Source organism: Bacteroidota bacterium, assembly GCA_020402865.1.
Classification (GTDB): domain Bacteria; phylum Bacteroidota; class Bacteroidia; order Palsa-965; family Palsa-965.
Map to the genome: position 1 here is coordinate 1 of JADBYT010000001.1, position 16,597 is coordinate 16,597.

General features: G+C 50.0%; 14 protein-coding genes. 5 read left to right on the forward strand and 9 right to left on the reverse strand.

From position 1 onward, the window contains the following. The 4 genes from IM638_00005 to lysS form a co-directional block, all read left to right on the forward strand. Positions 1-141: secretion protein Por (locus IM638_00005; GenBank protein ID MCA6361392.1), on the forward strand; the 141-nt coding region annotated here is incomplete at its 5' end. A gap of 148 nt (positions 142-289) precedes the next feature. Further along, on the forward strand, positions 290-1,255 hold the full coding sequence (locus IM638_00010) for a type IX secretion system membrane protein PorP/SprF (protein ID MCA6361393.1): 966 nt from the start codon (positions 290-292) through the stop codon (positions 1,253-1,255). Between the two features lie 112 nt (positions 1,256-1,367). Continuing rightward, complete coding sequence (gene uvrC, locus IM638_00015; protein MCA6361394.1) at positions 1,368-3,176, forward strand: excinuclease ABC subunit UvrC; 1,809 nt, start codon at positions 1,368-1,370, stop codon at positions 3,174-3,176. An 81-nt stretch (positions 3,177-3,257) separates the two neighbouring features. Then, positions 3,258-4,775 (forward strand): lysine--tRNA ligase, encoded by a 1,518-nt coding sequence (gene lysS, locus IM638_00020; GenBank protein MCA6361395.1) that lies wholly within the window; start codon positions 3,258-3,260, stop codon positions 4,773-4,775. A gap of 174 nt (positions 4,776-4,949) precedes the next feature. Here the strand turns inward: lysS and IM638_00025 are convergent, their stop codons facing one another. Genes IM638_00025 through IM638_00065 form a run of 9 tightly spaced genes read right to left on the reverse strand, consistent with a single transcriptional unit; the run spans position 4,950 to position 14,329 of the window. Continuing rightward, complete coding sequence (locus IM638_00025) at positions 4,950-5,600, reverse strand: SCO family protein (GenBank protein MCA6361396.1); 651 nt, start codon at positions 5,598-5,600, stop codon at positions 4,950-4,952. Positions 5,601-5,643: 43 nt separating this feature from the next. Beyond that, a complete protein-coding gene (locus IM638_00030; protein MCA6361397.1) occupies positions 5,644-6,513 on the reverse strand; it encodes a hypothetical protein in 870 nt (289 codons plus the stop codon). 48 nt (positions 6,514-6,561) lie between these two features. Next, positions 6,562-7,581, reverse strand: a complete 1,020-nt coding sequence (locus IM638_00035) for a zinc-binding dehydrogenase (GenBank protein MCA6361398.1) — start codon at positions 7,579-7,581, stop codon at positions 6,562-6,564. 2 nt (positions 7,582-7,583) lie between these two features. Beyond that, complete coding sequence (locus IM638_00040) at positions 7,584-8,045, reverse strand: hypothetical protein (GenBank protein ID MCA6361399.1); 462 nt, start codon at positions 8,043-8,045, stop codon at positions 7,584-7,586. After that, positions 8,035-8,790 (reverse strand): hypothetical protein, encoded by a 756-nt coding sequence (locus tag IM638_00045; GenBank protein MCA6361400.1) that lies wholly within the window; start codon positions 8,788-8,790, stop codon positions 8,035-8,037. Before IM638_00045 ends, IM638_00040 begins: the two co-directional genes overlap by 11 nt. Then, positions 8,781-9,854, reverse strand: coding sequence for a magnesium/cobalt transporter CorA (corA, locus tag IM638_00050; GenBank protein ID MCA6361401.1), 1,074 nt, complete (start codon positions 9,852-9,854; stop codon positions 8,781-8,783). The genes IM638_00045 and corA overlap by 10 nt, the downstream gene beginning before the upstream one ends. Before the next feature lie 57 nt (positions 9,855-9,911). Beyond that, on the reverse strand, positions 9,912-10,616 hold the full coding sequence (gene rsmI / locus IM638_00055; GenBank protein ID MCA6361402.1) for a 16S rRNA (cytidine(1402)-2'-O)-methyltransferase: 705 nt from the start codon (positions 10,614-10,616) through the stop codon (positions 9,912-9,914). Between the two features lie 60 nt (positions 10,617-10,676). Next, complete coding sequence (locus IM638_00060) at positions 10,677-11,447, reverse strand: response regulator (GenBank protein MCA6361403.1); 771 nt, start codon at positions 11,445-11,447, stop codon at positions 10,677-10,679. An 11-nt stretch (positions 11,448-11,458) separates the two neighbouring features. Beyond that, on the reverse strand, positions 11,459-14,329 hold the full coding sequence (locus IM638_00065; protein MCA6361404.1) for a histidine kinase: 2,871 nt from the start codon (positions 14,327-14,329) through the stop codon (positions 11,459-11,461). 213 nt (positions 14,330-14,542) lie between these two features. Here IM638_00065 and IM638_00070 point away from each other — a divergent pair, with 213 nt between their 5' ends. Further along, a complete protein-coding gene (locus IM638_00070; GenBank protein MCA6361405.1) occupies positions 14,543-16,429 on the forward strand; it encodes a T9SS type A sorting domain-containing protein in 1,887 nt (628 codons plus the stop codon). Positions 16,430-16,597 lie beyond the last annotated feature (168 nt).

Consider the following 16,597-nt stretch of genomic DNA (forward strand, 5'->3'; position numbering starts at 1 on the left):
ATCCGTTCTGAGCAGCTTAACCAGCGCGGTGCCGGTCAGTTTACCATTAATGCCAACGAACTTGCGCCCGGTATTTACATCTATGCACTTATTGTGGATGGCAAAGCCGCCGACAGCAAGCGCATGATTGTGACCGAATAAGCCATATTGCCTTTTATGGATCAGGGGCCGGAGCGGTTGAAGCCGTTTTCCGGCCCTTTTTTATTTCCCGGCCCTGTTTTTTTTCATTTTCACAGGCAACCCTGCCACACCAGCTCCGTCTTTTCATTGGCAACTCAAAATTACGCACATGAAAAACGGCTATGCTCTCCTCCTTACGGCCGGAATTTTTTGTCTTCCGCTCACTACGCTCAAAGCTCAGGATCCCGAGTTTTCGCAGTTTTATGCCAATTCGCTGTACCTCAATCCGGCGCTGGCGGGAGCAAAAATCTGTCCCAATATCCAAACCAACTACCGGCAGCAGTGGCCCGGCATTTCGGGTACATATTCCACTTTTGCAGCTTCATATGACCAATATGCCTATAAAGTAAAGGGTGGCATTGGTGTAACTGTAGTGCATGATCAGGCCGGGCAAGGCAGCCTCAACACAACCGGAGTAGGTGTGGTGTATGCACCGGTTATTCCGCTCTCGCATCACTCCAGCATCTCGTTTGGCTTTCAGGCGGGCTGGTGGCAGAAAGCAGTAAACTGGAGCCTGCTTAGTTTCGGCGATCAGATTGATCCGCGTGGCGGATTTATTAATCTTACGCAGGAAATACCCGGCCAGGTGCGCGTAAGCAGTTTCGATCTTGCGGCAGGTGCCATGTTTTCGTCGCGTGCTTTTTACGCCGGTGTGGCCACGCATCATATTCTCGAACAAAATGAGTCGCTGCTGAACGGCACCAGTAAACTGCCCCGGAAATATACTGCGCATGCCGGTGGTATTATTCCGCTGGGTGGCCGCAACAACAGTGAGAGTTATATTTCGCCCAACATCATGTATCGTCAGCAGGGCGATTTCCGCCGGCTTGATCTGGGCATGTATGTAAAAAACAATGCGCTGGTGGGTGGTTTATGGTATCGCGGCCGCGATGCATTTATTATGCTCATTGGTCTGGATCTCGATAACGGTATGCGTGTGGGTTACAGTTATGATGTAACTGTATCGCGCCTAACGAATGCTTCTGCCGGAGCGCACGAATTGTCATTAGGCTGGATGTTTAAGTGCAAAAAGCCCAAAAAGAAATACCGCCTGCATGTTTGCCCAAGCTTTTGAGCAGGTTTGCGTAGCCCGCTCCGGGCGGTAGATTACCCAGGTGTGTTAAGAAAAAGCCGGTGCTTGCAAAGAGACACCGGCTTTTTTATGTGCACCTCATTATCTTTGCCGCATGCCCGCACCCGACCATCTTCAGCCACTTTTGCAGGTTATGCCCGAAAAACCGGGTGTATATCAGTATTACGATCAGGCCGGGAAACTGCTGTATGTGGGTAAAGCCAAAAGCCTCAAGAAAAGGGTAAGTTCTTATTTTACTAAAGACCAGCACGAGAGTGGCAAGACATACGTGCTTGTGCGCAAAATTCACGACATCAAATACATTGTGGTGGATACCGAGCTTGACGCACTGCTGCTTGAAAATAACCTTATCAAAAAGTATCAGCCGCCTTACAACATCAGGCTGAAAGACGATAAAACCTATCCGTGGATCTGCATCACCAACGAGCGTTTTCCGCGTGTATTTCCCACGCGAAAACTCCTTGACGACGGTTCGCAGTATTTCGGGCCGTATGCTTCGGGTAAAGTGATGCATACAGTGCTGGAACTCGTGCGCAAGGTGTATAAATTGCGAAGTTGCCGGCTTACACTTTCTGATGCCAATATTAAAGCTGGTAAATTCAAGGTTTGTCTGGAATACCACATTGGCAACTGCAAAGGCCCGTGCGAAGGCCTGCAGCAGGAACTGGAATACAACGGCTATATCCGTGAAATCCGCGATATTATTAAAGGCAATATTTCTATTGTTACCCGTATGCTTCGCGAGGAAATGAATGAGCATGTGGTAAACATGGCTTTTGAGAAAGCGCAGGAGGTGAAAGAGAAGCTTCATGCACTCGAAAAATACCAGGGAAAATCTACAGTGGTGAGTCCCACCATCAGCAACGTGGATGTGTTCACCATCGCATCGGAAGAGAAGGCCGCGTTTGTAAATTTCTTCAAAGTGATAGATGGTGCTATTGTACAAGGGCATACGCTGGAAATGAAAAAGCGTTTGGATGAAACCGATTCTGAACTGCTTGAACTTGCCATTGTGGAATTGCGCGAACGCTTTCAGAGTAACGCGAAAGAAATTGTGGTGCAGTTTGAACCTGAGCTGAAACTGCCTGGAGTGGAATACACCATTCCGCAGCGCGGCGATAAAAAGAAACTGCTTGAGCTTTCGGAACGTAATGTGGAATATTACCGCAAAGACAAGGAACGGCAAGACAATCTGGTGGATCCAGAGCGACACACCAAACGCATTTTGCAAACCATGTTGAAGGATTTGCGCCTTACCGAAGAACCCCGGCTGATTGAGTGTTTTGATAACTCAAACTTTCATGGCGACTATGCTGTTTCGGCTATGACGGTGTTCAGGGATGCGAAGCCAAGCAAAAAAGATTACCGCCATTTCAATGTGAAAACCGTAGAAGGGCCGGATGATTTTGCTACGATGGAAGAAGTGATTTTCCGCCGCTACAAACGGGTGCAGGAAGAAAACCTCGAAATGCCGCAGCTCATTGTAATTGACGGCGGCAAAGGTCAGCTTGGTGCCGCCATGACCTCGCTCGAAAAGCTGGGGCTTCATGGCAAAGTGGCGGTGATTGGTATTGCCAAACGCCTCGAAGAAATTTATTACCCCAACGATCCGATTCCGCTTTATCTCGATAAAAAATCGGAAACACTGCGCATTATCCAGTACATCCGCGACGAGGCGCATCGGTTTGGTATTACACATCACCGCAACAAACGCAGCAAGGGCACTATTAAAACGGAATTGGTGGAGATTAAAGGCATAAGCGAAACCACGGCGGCTAAATTGCTCACAGAGTTTCGTTCGGTGAAAGTTATTAAGGAGAAAAGCGAGGAGGAACTGGCGGCAGTGGTGGGGCCTGCGAAGGCGAAGTTGGTGGCAGAGTATTACAAACAACACCCGCAGTAACCTGTTTGGCTTTGTGTGGCCGCCGCACGATTCCCAAGGCCAATCTTTTTCTATCTTTGTGCCCAATAAAAAAAGCACCTGATGCACACCGAACTTTCAGAACAGGAAGTACTCCGCCGCCAGAAACTGGCACGTCTCCGCGAACTGGGCATTAATCCGTATCCGGCCGAAGAATTTACCGTGAATGTAACTGCGAAGGACATTCACGAAAACTACGAACGTGATAAAACCAGTTACAAGAGCGTGCGCATTGCCGGTAGGTTAATGACGGTGCGCGATATGGGTAAGGCCGCCTTTGCCAACCTGCAGGATGCTTCGGGCCGCATTCAGATTTATGTGCGCCGTGATGATATTTGCCCCGGTGAAGACAAAACGCTGTACAACGAGGTGTGGAAAAAACTAACCGACCTTGGCGACATCATCGGCATTGAAGGTTTTGTGTTTACCACGCAGGTGGGCGAAATTTCTATTCACGCCACCAGTTTTGTGCTGCTCAGCAAATCGCTGCGCCCGCTGCCGGTGGTGAAAGTAGATGAAAGCGGCCATAGTTTTGATGAGGTGGTGGATCCCGAATTCCGCTATCGCCAGCGCTATGCCGACCTGATTATTAATCCGAAAGTGAAAGAGACGTTTGTGAAGCGCACCAAAATGGTTAATGCGCTGCGCAATTTCCTTAACGATATTGGCCTGCTGGAAGTGGATACGCCGGTGCTTCAACCCATTCCGGGCGGCGCTGCGGCACGTCCGTTTGTTACACACCATAATGCGCTCGATACCGAATTGTTTTTGCGCATTGCCAACGAACTTTACCTCAAACGCCTTATTGTGGGCGGTTTCGATGGCGTGTTTGAATTTTCGCGCAATTTCCGCAACGAAGGCATGGACCGCACGCATAATCCGGAGTTTACCATTCTCGAATTCTATGTGGCTTACAAGGATTATGAGTGGATGATGCGCACCTGCGAAACCATGCTCGAAAAAGCTGCCATCAATGCAAACGGCACAACCGAACTGCAGGTGGGTGATAACACCATCAGTTTTGCCACGCCTTTCCGTCGCGTAACACTTTTTGATGCCATTAAAGAATACGCCGGTATCGACGTGGCGAATATGGATGAAGAGCAGCTGCGTGCGGCCTGCCGTGAAATGCATATTCATATTGACGGCACCATGGGCCGCGCCAAACTTATCGACAAGATTTTTGGTGAGAAATGCGAAGGCAACTTCATCCAGCCCACCTTCATTACCGATTATCCGGTAGAGATGAGCCCGCTCACCAAAAAGCACCGCAGCAAAGAAGGCCTCGTAGAGCGTTTTGAGCTGATGATAAACGGTAAGGAAGTAGCCAACGCCTACAGTGAGCTTAACGATCCGGTTGATCAGCGCGAACGCTTTGAAGAACAGGTAAAACTCATGGAGCGCGGCGACGATGAAGCTATGTATATCGACCACGATTTCCTGCGCGCACTTGAATACGGCATGCCGCCCACTGCCGGTATCGGTATCGGTATTGATCGTTTGGCTATGTTGCTCACAAACAGCCACTCAATCCAAGACGTCCTGTTCTTCCCGCAAATGCGACCAGAGAAATTTGATTAATCGCCAAGATCAGTCGCATTCACGAACACCGATAAAAAACAAATTACGTGTGAGCTAAATGCGACCAGAGAAGTTTGATTAATCGCCAAGATCAGTCGCATTCACGAACACCGATAAAGCCAGCGGCCGCAGAAAAACTGTTCTGCGGCCGCTGGCTTTTGGATTATTACCGACTTACTCCTTCAGCAAAAGCTCCAGATCAATCATCAGCCGGTCCACTTCAGCAGCATTGGTGCCGGTGTAGCGGCCGCGCACGTGCCCGTCGCGGTCAATGAGGCCGATCTGATCTGAGTGTAAAAAGTCTTCTTTGCTGCCGTCGCCATCGCTGTCGGAAAGCAGATAGCTGGTGCGGGCCATCGCATAAATTTCGTTTTTATTCCCGGTTACAAATTTCCATGTAGCTGCATCCGCTTTGTAGCGTGCGGCATATTCGGCAAGCACCGGTACCGAATCGTTTTCGGGATTTACTGTGTGCGAAAGGAAACGCACATTGCTGTTGGTGCTGAACTTTTCATACACGCGCGCCATTTGTTTGTTCATTACCGGACAGACACCTTCGCAGGTAGCAAAGAAGAAATTGACAAGCGTTATTTTCCCTTTGAAATCTGCGTTTGTAACGGTTTTCCCGGTTTGGTCGGTAAAGCTGAACGCACGTATGGTGTGGCGGCCTTCTGCATCATTGTTTACGGCTGTGGTTTGCACAGGACGGTAATACGGCAGTTTACGAAGGGCTTTCTTTTCACCGCTGGCAAGTTGCGGAATGACGAGTATGAGCAGCACGAGCGCAGCAGCACCAATTGCAATGTTTATCCAAAGCTTATTCATGATGCAAAATTACGCACAATGCGATACTCCGCACTGTCAATTATCAGTTTTTGGGAGGAAGCGGATCCGCTTTAGGCGAAGGAGGTACATCATCAGGCCCGGCTCCTTTTACAAACTTGGTACGACCGGTTTTTTTACCATTCTCATCGTAATTGGTCCAGTAACCCTCTTTCAGATTGTTCAGGTACTGGCCAGATGTTTTGGGCTTTTCATTGGGATAGTATTCTGTCCACACACCCACCATTTGCCCCATTTTATACATGCCCTGGGTTTTCAGTTTCCCGTCTTCATAAAACTCCTTGTATTCGCCATCCATTTCATTATTTACATACTTTACCGAGCTGTTTACATTTTTATTCCGGTAGTAGGTAATCTGAAATCCGTTTAGCAGGCCGTTTACATAGTTTGATTCGGTATTCACCACTCCGTCATCAAAAAACCATTTGCAGGTGCCGTTACGTTGTCCGTTAACATATATTGATTCCTCCTGCTTTTTTCCGTTCGGATAATACACGCGCTTTATCCCGGTGAGTTTGCCTTTATCGAAAAGCTCTTCCGTTTTGGGTTTTCCGCCTGTATAAAATGTGCGGCGTACACCATGCAGTGTATCGTTTACATAGGTTTCTTCGCGATACACAAATCCAGAGCGATCGATACCTACAAACAGGCCGTGTTTTTTTCCATGGAGATAATTCTCCACATTCGCCAGCATGAGGCTGCCAACCGGATACGATTTCCAGGTACCCTCGCGCACGCTGTTTTCATAATTGCCATGCCAGTCGTAGGCGCCCAGCCGTTCAACCCAAAACCCCTGTTTCAAACCTTTCGGATCGGTAAAGTTGGTGTCGTTTATGGCCGCTTGTGCTGAGAGTGTGAGCGTGAAGAGCGCGAAAAAAAGGGAAATACGTTTCATACGTTTACTGATGTGTTTTTGCCGGAATTGAAGTTACGCAAACTGTGGTTACCAGCGTATCACAAGTTTACCGGTTGTGGATCTGCTGCCAAGTGCTTCGTGAGCCTCGGGCAGGCTGTTGGCGGGATATTCGCCACCGTTTATGACTATTATTTTTCGATTGTTGTACAGTTCAAGCATGGCCGTCATCCCTTCCTGCAACAGCAAGGGATTGCGTTCGGCCACACGCAGCATGTTGAGTCCGGCCACGGTTTGCGATTTCATGAGCCACTGCACCGGATTGTGAAAGCCAAAACCAAACACCAGCTGCAGGGTGGCAAACGGGCCCCGGCGGCCGAGCCTTTCGGCGGCGCCGTAGCCAACTATGCGGCCCCCCGGCGCCAGCAGGCCAAGTGCTTTTTTAAATGCACGTCCGCCGAGATTATCAAACACCACATCTAATTTTCTGCCGCCGTTTAGCTGCTTTACGGCATCGGCAAAGTGAGTGGTGCGGTAGTTGATGGGATAATCGGTGCCGAGTGTGCGCAGGAGTTCGAGTTTACTATCGTTGCCGGCAGTGCCGTACACCACGCAGCCCTGCAGTTTGGCTAATTGTACAAGCAAACTTCCTACACCACCAGCGGCGGCCTGCACGAGCACGTGTTCACCTTCCCGCAGCCTGAAAAGCTGTGTGGCGGCAAACCAGGCGGTGCAGCCTTGTGTGGCCAGTGCGCAGGCATCAGCGGCGGGCATGTCTTCGGGAATGGGAATTACACTTCGGGCATCGGTGTTTACGTGTGTGGCATATCCGCCAAAGCGGGTAAAGGCCAGTACACGTGTGCCTGCGGGCGGAGCATTGGTGTTTTCACCTGCGGTGGTAATTCGTCCCACCACTTCGTACCCCAGCACAGCCGGCAGTGGCGGTGCTTCGCGGTAAAGACCCTGACGCGCCATTACATCGGCAAAGTTGAGTCCGAAAGCTTCTGTGGCAAGCTGTACCTGACCTGAAGCCGGAGCCTGCAGAGCAAGGGCACGCCGTTCAAACGCGGTGGCTGCAGAGCCGTTTTTTACGAGGTAAAAAGCTTCCATGTTCAGTAGCGAAAACCTAAGTGTAATTCGGAAAATAGTTTGTCGCGCGTGGGAAACAGGGTGCAGAAAAGCAGAAAAGCCACTCCGGCCGGAATAAACATAGCGGGCTGCGTGTCGAGAAAGGCACCCGCGAGGCAGATAATCACCGCTGCTTCGTGCATTGCCCAGCGTACAATGCACACGGAGCGATAGCCGGCGTAGAGTTTCGCATCGTCTTTTTCAGTGCGCAGGGTGGCAAGCATTTTTCGTGGCACAAACACCCCGGCCGCAAGCACTACGGCGCTCACAAGCATGAGCACCAGAGTGTATTTCCCGTCGAATGAAAACGCAATTGATTTTTCAGTCTGCGAAAACAGCATAAATCCCATACCTGCAAAAAACATTAGCTGTCCGGTAAGCAGTGCTCCAAAAAGCACTTTTAGTTGCTTTAGCAATGCATCGGAGGGAAGCGGATCAACGCGCATAGAGCAGTTTGAGTTGTTTTGACTGAAGGATATCGGGAATGGTTACTGCGGTTTCATTTGCGGGAATACGACTGCCGTATTTCTTTGTCATCAGCGGTTTCAGTGCTTCCCCGTCAAGTTTCAGATCCGCCAGTGTGCGGGTAGGGCACAGTGAAATGCCGAGGCCGGTGCTGTAAATTTTCCAAACCATTTCGGCGCTGTACATTTCCTCATCGCTCCAGTTGAAATAGAGGTCGGCCGGTTTTCCCTTGAATGGTTTGCAGGCTAACCGAAGTTGTTTGGTAGTTTTAGGCACAAGTATGTTCTCGCCGTCTTTGAGTCTGTACAGCGCCAGTTTATTCTCGCGTCCGGCCGAAATCCATTCCGGCAACGGAGTAAGATGAACCTTGCCTGTGGCATCCATCACCACCAAGGCGCCATCCGCATCGCGCCTGAAGATAATGCCAATGTTCGACCATTCCGAACGCATGGCATCGCGCATAATTATACCATTGATGTTTTGAATATCCTGCACAATAATATCGCCTTCCATCAGGTCGGGCAATCCGTTCAGTACATCAGCCACGGCTTTCTGGTTACGTTGTGAGGTGTCCACTGCAAAGGCATTTGTTGCGGTGGTCTGTGTGTCGTTTGCCGGTGCATTTGCTGCGGCCTGTGCCGCCGTATCTTTCCGGGGCGGATTTCGTTTCGGATTATCGCAGGCGGCAAGCGCAAGCAACAGAAGCGGGAAATATTTTACAGCCATTTTCTTCGTCTGAAATAATAAAGCAATCCAATTACGAGCAGCAACATTACACCGCAAAGTTCCCAGAAGCCAATCGGGTTGTTTTTTCCCGGAAGCACTTCGAAATTCATTCCGTACACACCGGTAAGAAACGTGAGTGGTACAAAAATGGTGGTAATGATGGTGAGTGTTTTCATCACCTCATTCATGCGGTTGCTCACACTGGAAAGGTAAAGATCCATCATGCCCGAAAGCAGATCGCGGTAAGTTTCCACGGTATCTATAACGCGTATGGCATGGTCGTGTGCATCGCGCAGATAGATGTAGGTGTTTTCGGAAATGAGTGATGATTCGGTGCGCTCCATCAGGCTCAGCAGTTCACGCATGGGCCACACGGCTTTGCGGATGTGTACCATTTGCCGTTTGAGCGTATGCAATGCGTTAAGTGTACTCGGCCGCGGGTTTTGAAGCATGATGTCTTCAAGTATTTCCACATCGTCGCCAATTTCTTCGAGCACCACAAAATACGAGTCAATTACCGCATCAATCAGCGCATAGCAGAGATAATCGGCAGCGGCTTTGCGTACGCGGCCTTTGCCCTGGCGTATGCGTGTGCGGATAATATCAAATACATCGCCGCTTTCGGCTTCCTGAAAGGAAAGCACGGTGTTGTTGCTGAGCAGAATTATGGTAAGCTGCTCGGTAATAAATCGCTCTTCGTCTGTTTTTTCATGTTCATTGTGTGTGTAAATCATTTTCATTACACACACGGCATAGTTATCGTAATCTTCAAACTTGGCGCGCTGGTTGGTGTTTACAATATCTTCCTGTGTAAGCGGGTGAATATTGAAACGGTTGCATATTTCTTCTACCAGTTCGGTATTATGCACACCATCTACATTAATCCACCGCACCATGTCTTCGTGCGAGTTGAGGATACAGTCGGAAAAGCTGACGAACGTTTCTTCGTGAAATTCCTTTTCGTTGTATTCGATGAGCGAAATACGAACCGCTTTGCTGGCTTCGCGTCCTACGTAAAGCAGTGTGCCCGGCGGCGCGCCCGATTTTTCGGAAAGTTGCATCATTCGTATTGCGAGAGAGGTGTGTTACGAATATACGAAGCCCACCAGAATAAGCAGTATTTACTCGTCAGTTTCGGGTTCTTCATGCTCGTTGCCTGTATTTCCGGCTACCACAATTACGATTTCGCCTTTCACGGTTTTGCTTTCAAAATGTGTTTTTGCTTCGGCGAGTGAGCCGCGATAGGTTTCTTCGTGCAGTTTGGTAAGCTCGCGGCATACGGCTACCTGGCGTGCGGGGCCGAGGTGTTCGGCCAGTTCGGTCAGGGCTTTTACAAGCCGGAATGGCGATTCGTACAGCACAAAGGTGCGCGGTTCATCGGCCAGCGCGCGCAGGCGTGTTTGCCGGCCCTTTTTCTGGGGCAGGAAGCCCACAAACACAAACTGATCGCACGGCAGCCCCGATTGAACCAGTGCCGGAACAAAAGCCGTGGGGCCGGGCAGGCATTCTACGTGTACACCGGCACGCACACAGGCGCGCACCAGCAGGAAGCCCGGATCGGAAATGCCCGGTGTGCCGGCATCGGTTATGAGTGCTATGGTTTGTCCGGCTTCTATGCGCGCGGCAATGTCTTCCACAGTACGGTGCTCGTTGTGCGCGTGGTGAGCCTGCAGGGGTTTGCGTATATCGTAGTGCTGAAGAAGTTTTGAAGAGGTGCGCGTGTCTTCGCACAAAATCAGATCAGCTTCTTTCAGCACACGGATGGCGCGGAGCGTAATATCTTCGAGATTGCCTACAGGCGTGGGAACCAGGTATAAAGCGGACATTGCTTGCAGTGTTGCTGCCGCAAATATACAGGCTTTCATGCTAGGCCTGTGTGTATTTCCTCAGCGTTTGATGAAGCTGATTTTGTTCATCAGTTCGTCAATGCGTTCAGGCGAAACCGATACCTGCATACCGTTATTCATCAGCAGATAACCTCCGTCTGATTTCACATATTCAGAAATGTGCTGAATGTTTACGATGTATGATTTGTGGCATCGGTAAAACGGAGCAGCGGCATCAAATCCGTCTTCGAAATTTTTCAGCGTGCGGCTTACCACAAGCTGCGTGCCGTCGGTAAAATAAATTTCGGTGTACGAGCTGTCGGCCTTCAGGCACACAATGTGTTGCGGGTCGATGAATTTGATGGCATTGCCGCTGGGTACGGCAATACGGCCGGGATTTTGCGGCAAAAGATTTTCGCGCAGTGCGGAATAATCTACAAGCCGTGTTGCATGCTCGCGTGTTTTGCGCAGAAATCGGTCAACCGATTCACGCAATTCGGCGGGTGAAATGGGCTTAAGCAGATAGTCGATGGCCGAAAGCTTGAATGCCCTTATCGCATAGTTATTGTAGGCCGTGGTAAAGATGATTTCAAACCCGACTTCATCATCGTTAAAGAAATCAAGCAGCTCAAGTCCGCTGTGCCCCGGCATTTCAATATCGAGAAATACCAGCTGTGGTTGCAAACGGCGAATGGCTTTCACACCATTCGGAAGGTCTTCGGTTTCGGCCACCACTTCTATTTCAGGAGCCACCTCGCCAAGCAGTCCGCGCAGCAGTGATCGGGCACGTACTTCATCATCAATAATAATTGCGCTGTATTTTTCAGACATTGTGTGTTATTTCAGAGAGGTATTGTAATGATTACGGTAGTGCCAAGCGCCATGCCGTGGTGATCGGTTTTATCCACATACTCCACGCCGAGTTTGTTGGTACGGCCTTTATTGAGCAGCTCAAGGCGTTTCTGGTTAGCCTCGCTCGAAAACGATTCGTGATGTTCGTTGCGTATTTTATTGAGTTCCTGTGAGCGTTTACGGCCAATACCATTGTCGCTTATTTCAACCGTAAGCAGCTGCTGCTCGCGCGAAAAGCGAAGCTGCAACTGTTTTTGACCTTTTTTGTGGAGCAGCCCGTGCTTTACCGCATTTTCCACATAGGGCTGAAGAAGCATCGGTGGAATGCGGATGAGTTCTTTATCCACATTTTCCGCAAAGTGCATTTCAAAGTTAAAGTCGGTCGTAAAACGTGCTTTCTCCAGCTCAAGATAAAGCTGAAGTGCATCTGTCTCTTCGCTTAATGTGACCAGATCACGGCCCGACATTTCGAGCACCATGCGGGTGAGTTTCGAAAACTTCGAGAGGTAATTGCCCGCATTCTGCCGGTCGTTTTCGAAAATGTAAGATTGAATGGTGTTTAATGCATTAAAGAAAAAATGCGGATTCATTTGCGAGCGGATTGCCGTAAGCACTGAACGGTCGAAATTCCGCTCAAGTTCAAGGCGCTCGGTAACTTGCCGGTTTTTCTTTTCCTGTAGGCGCAGCAGATAGCGATATATAAAATACGCAAGGAGCAGAACAATTAAAACCAACGCCACATAGGTGAGCGGGTGCTGCCACCAGGGCGGAGCAATCTGAAAGCGGATTTTGCTCAGCAACTTACCTTTGCCAAACTTAAACTCAAGTGTATAATCGCCCGACGAAAGGCCCGCCAGTTTCAGTGTGCGGCTGCCGGGATCGCATTGCACCCATTCCTGATTATTCAGCCGGTAATACAACTCGGTAATTGACGATGGCCGGTAAGAAAGTATGGAATAATTAATATCAATCTGCTGCTGCGCATTGCTCAGATTAAGCAGCTGTTCGGCAGTGGCGCGGCTGTTGTTTACAAGGATGGAGTTAATAATAAAAGGAGGGTTGGAAACCGGCACATTGCTTTGTGCATACTTGAGCACAAGAAGCCCTTCGGGTGTGGCAATAAGAAGGTTTGCGTTATAATACTCCACATCAAAAATGTCTGATGCGTTGGTTTTTATTTCCGTAACCCCGCCGCCATAATTGGTTACATCAAAAATAATCAGCGAGCCCGCCCTGACCATAATGAGCAGATTGCCGAAATTGTAGAGTTGTTCAATTTGCGAGGGCACCTGAAACCGGCCGCTCAGTTTCTCCATTTTTTGCGCGGAATTAATACAAATCAGGTCGCCGTTTACGGTGAGCCCGTAAAGGATTTTTTTTACTGCCTGAATTCTCCGGCATACAATGGCTTCACCATTATGTTTTACCTCCTTTGCCCCTTGTGGCGTTATCGAATAAAGCTCCTGATTGGTGGCAATCCAGCCCTGTTGTCCATGCTCGGTTACAGCTACATCGCGTCCCCGGAGGTTTCCGGTTACGTTGTTCGCTTCGTAATTCTCCATGCGCGTAACCCGGTATTTGGTGTAGCATCTGTCCCAAACCGGATCAGGATTATCATTCAGTCGCAATAAACCACTTGACCCGGAGCCTGCATACAACGCATAGGTTTCGCTGATCGGGACGGCACCTTTCACTGCGGCATCGCGGGTAATGATGGGCTTGTTGTCTTTAAGCACAATAAACCCCTGCGAGTGTGTGTAAAACATCAACCCCGATGCCGAATCAAACCGCATCATGTAAATCGCATGGCCTTCCATTCCCGCTACATTTTCTTCCGTGCCGTTGAGCGGCAGCGGCATAATGGATGCCCCCCCGCTGCGGAATGCGCAGTATAGTTTTGTGCCGGTTATTTCAAGCTGCACCGGAACCCTGTCTTTAAGCAGCAAATACTGGTCGAAGTCATGCACAAGCAGCATGGCATTATCTTTTGACCCGAACCAGTAGTTGTTTTCTCTGTCTTTCATCAGACAGGTCATGAGTTCTTTTGCAAAAAGCGGATTTCCTTTATTGAGCGGGACACCGGAAGTAGTATAGATGAAAATACCCTTATCGGTAAAAAACCAGTATTTGTTTTCGCAGAATGCCTGCGCGTGAATAAAACTTTCAGGCAATTCGAACCCGGGTTCAAAAGACTGTCCATTGAAGCGGAATGCACGTTTTGCGCCAAAAACTCTGGGCAGAATGAGGAGTTCGTTATTGTTTGAACATACAATAGAGCCGCTTACCGACGGGCGCGGAGTTTGAAAGGTGCTTAGCCGGCCTTCGCTATCATAGAGGTAAAGCGAATCGGAAAGTATGCAGTATTTATCCTGATATTGTGTAGCGTTAATGAAGTATTGATTTTTATTGGGGATAGATTTTTTCAGCTTTAACGTAAGCAGATCATAAATATCAATGCCGTGGATTGAAGGGGCAAAAACAACCGACTGATTAATTCCGAATTCGACACTGCCTGCGGGCTGTCGTTGTTTGGGTAAGGCGTAGAGTGAGTCATTCTCCACGTAATGCAGCCAGCCGTCGAAAGTAGTGTACCAGATGCGGCCGTATTTGTCTTCGCGCAGGCAGGTGCCAGCCGGAGGCCGTTGCAGGGAGAGCGGATATGTTTTAAACGAAAAGCCGTCGTATCGGCATAAGCCGGCTCCTGTGCATATCCATATAAATCCCTTGCTGTCCTGAAGAATATTGTAAATTTCGTTGGAGGGAAGTCCGTTTCGTTTGGTGACGGGAATGCCGTAGGGGTCTTGCCCGTGAAGCAAGAAAACAAGCACAGAAGCAAAGAGGGTGAAGACGGCTCTCATCACGTGTAAAGATAGAATTGCCGCACGGGTTTGAACAGGCGGGTTAGTAAAAACCGGTTTCCAACGTGTAAAAGTGCGTAATCGCAGATAAAGTTTTTTGTTGAAGGATGGGTAAAAGTCTTTTTTCAATTACCCGAAACCAGATTTCAATAACCCAAAGCCGGATTTTTACGTTATGGTGCTAAATTCGCACCCTTAATTCCTCCTAAATCCAATATGAAGACAAAATTACCTCTTTTATCAGGCATAGCCCTGTTAACCTTTGCAGGCTTACAGGCGCAAACGACTACCGTTGGCGGGCCTGCACAAATTGTGGACTCGCTCGTATTTACGGGAGCCATGCAAACTTACACTGTGCCCTGCGGTGTTACCAGCATCAACATTGATGCTTATGGTGCACAGGGTGGCAACGGCGCAGTTGGTGGCAACAGCTCAATTGGCGGTAATGGCGGCCTTGGCGGCTACGCTAGCGGAACGCTTTCTGTAGTGCCTGGTCAGGTGCTGTTTGTATATGTAGGTGGCATTGGTGCCACACCCAGCGGCGGTTTTAATGGTGGCGGCAACGGCGGCAACCAGAACTCCGGCGGCGGCGGCGGTGCTACCGATGTTCGTGTAAACTCATCAGCTGCGGCTGATCGTGTGCTTGTTGCCGGCGGCGGTGGCGGCGGTGGCCGTGGCGGTTGCGAACAGGCTGTTGTAAACGGCGGTAACGGCGGTAACGGTGGCGGTGGCAACGGTGCTAACGGTGCCGATGCGCCCACCTCAAACGGCGTGGCCGGTGGTGGTTTTGGCGGTAACGGCGCAAACGCCGGTGCTGCAGGTATTGGCTGCGCAGGCTTCCTTGGCCAGCCCGGCATTACAGCTACCAACGAAAATGGCGGTAACGGCGGTAACGGACAAACCTGCTGCTGCTTCAATGCTGCTTCTATTCCCGGCGGCGGTGGCGGCGGCGGCGGCTTCCTCGGCGGCGGCGGTGGCGGCGGCGGTTCGGCCGGAACCACAGGTTGCTCAGGTAACGACAAAGGCGGCGGCGGCGGCGGTGCCGGTGGCACTAACTACAATGGCGGCATGACCGTAGCCGGAACCCTGCTCAGCGGCATCCGCACCGGAAACGGCGCCGTGTACATCAGCTATGCTGATCCTACACCTGCTCAGCCCGTATTCACCACCACCACAAACACAGTTTGCCCCGGCAACCAGATCAACATCAGCATCAATGCCGTTGCCAATGCAAACAACTACGTGTGGACAGCCACCGGCGGTCTTGTAATCAACAGCGGCAATGGTACCACAACTGTTAACGTTACTGCTAATGCGGCCGGTTCAGTTTCTGTGTATGCCGAAGATACCGTGTGCAACCGTCAGGGTGCATTAGCTACTTTCAACCTCAACACTTTTGCCGCTCCGGTGGTTACTGTTACCGGCCCGCTCACTGCTGCCTGTGCCGGCTCAACCAACACACTCAACGCAGCCGGTGGCAATACCTACCTCTGGTCTGATAACTCAACCAACTCCTCACTCACGGTATCGCCCACCACCACTACTACTTACACCGTAGTGGGTTACAGCACCGACCTCTGCACCGACACAGCTACATTTACCGTGAACGTAAATGCACTGCCCGTGGTAACCCTGGCCCTCAGCCAGAGCACCATTTGTCTCGATGATGCAGCACTTACACTCGCAGGTGGTTCACCCGCAGGTGGTATCTACAGCGGCACAGCAGTTAACAATGGCGTGTTTAATCCTGCAACCGCCGGAGTAGGCAGCACATCAATCACCTACACCTACACTGATTCAAGCGGCTGTACCAACAACGCATCACAAAACATCTCGGTATCACCCTGCACCGGTGTAACCGAAATCGACAACAGTGGTTTCGCTATCATGCCCAACCCGGCTGCTTCGTTCATCAACCTCAACTGGACCGAGAACGTAAACACCGTGGTTATTGTTGACATCCGCGGACGTGAAGTGTTTACACAAAATGTAAGCAACCGCAACACACTTACGGTTGATCTGCAGCAGCTTCCTGCCGGAACTTACTCTGTACGTTTCATTGGCAGCGAAAGCACCTCACAGCGTACGTTTGTGAAGCAGTAAGTTCTGCTTAGCATAAACCCATGCAATTTGGCCCGGCCGCATCAACCGATGCGGCCGGGCTTTTTGTATAGCAGTACAAAACCAGCAGAAAGAAAACACCCCGACAGCCCTGGTATAAACACAAAATCGGTCGTCTGATTTCAGACGACCGATTTTTATGTTTAGCAG

Bases quoted from the DNA above. Each gene is read 5' to 3' on its own strand.
- uvrC (MCA6361394.1), top strand. From the start codon at position 1,368: ATGCCCGCACCCGACCATCTTCAGCCACTTTTGCAGGTTATGCCCGAA.
- IM638_00030 (MCA6361397.1), bottom strand. From the start codon at position 6,513: ATGAAACGTATTTCCCTTTTTTTCGCGCTCTTCACGCTCACACTCTCA.
- IM638_00060 (MCA6361403.1), bottom strand. From the start codon at position 11,447: ATGTCTGAAAAATACAGCGCAATTATTATTGATGATGAAGTACGTGCC.
- IM638_00010 (MCA6361393.1), top strand. From the start codon at position 290: ATGAAAAACGGCTATGCTCTCCTCCTTACGGCCGGAATTTTTTGTCTT.
- IM638_00035 (MCA6361398.1), bottom strand. From the start codon at position 7,581: ATGGAAGCTTTTTACCTCGTAAAAAACGGCTCTGCAGCCACCGCGTTT.
- lysS (MCA6361395.1), top strand. From the start codon at position 3,258: ATGCACACCGAACTTTCAGAACAGGAAGTACTCCGCCGCCAGAAACTG.
- corA (MCA6361401.1), bottom strand. From the start codon at position 9,854: ATGATGCAACTTTCCGAAAAATCGGGCGCGCCGCCGGGCACACTGCTT.
- IM638_00070 (MCA6361405.1), top strand. From the start codon at position 14,543: ATGAAGACAAAATTACCTCTTTTATCAGGCATAGCCCTGTTAACCTTT.
- rsmI (MCA6361402.1), bottom strand. From the start codon at position 10,616: ATGTCCGCTTTATACCTGGTTCCCACGCCTGTAGGCAATCTCGAAGAT.
- IM638_00045 (MCA6361400.1), bottom strand. From the start codon at position 8,790: ATGGCTGTAAAATATTTCCCGCTTCTGTTGCTTGCGCTTGCCGCCTGC.
- IM638_00025 (MCA6361396.1), bottom strand. From the start codon at position 5,600: ATGAATAAGCTTTGGATAAACATTGCAATTGGTGCTGCTGCGCTCGTG.
- IM638_00040 (MCA6361399.1), bottom strand. From the start codon at position 8,045: ATGCGCGTTGATCCGCTTCCCTCCGATGCATTGCTAAAGCAACTAAAA.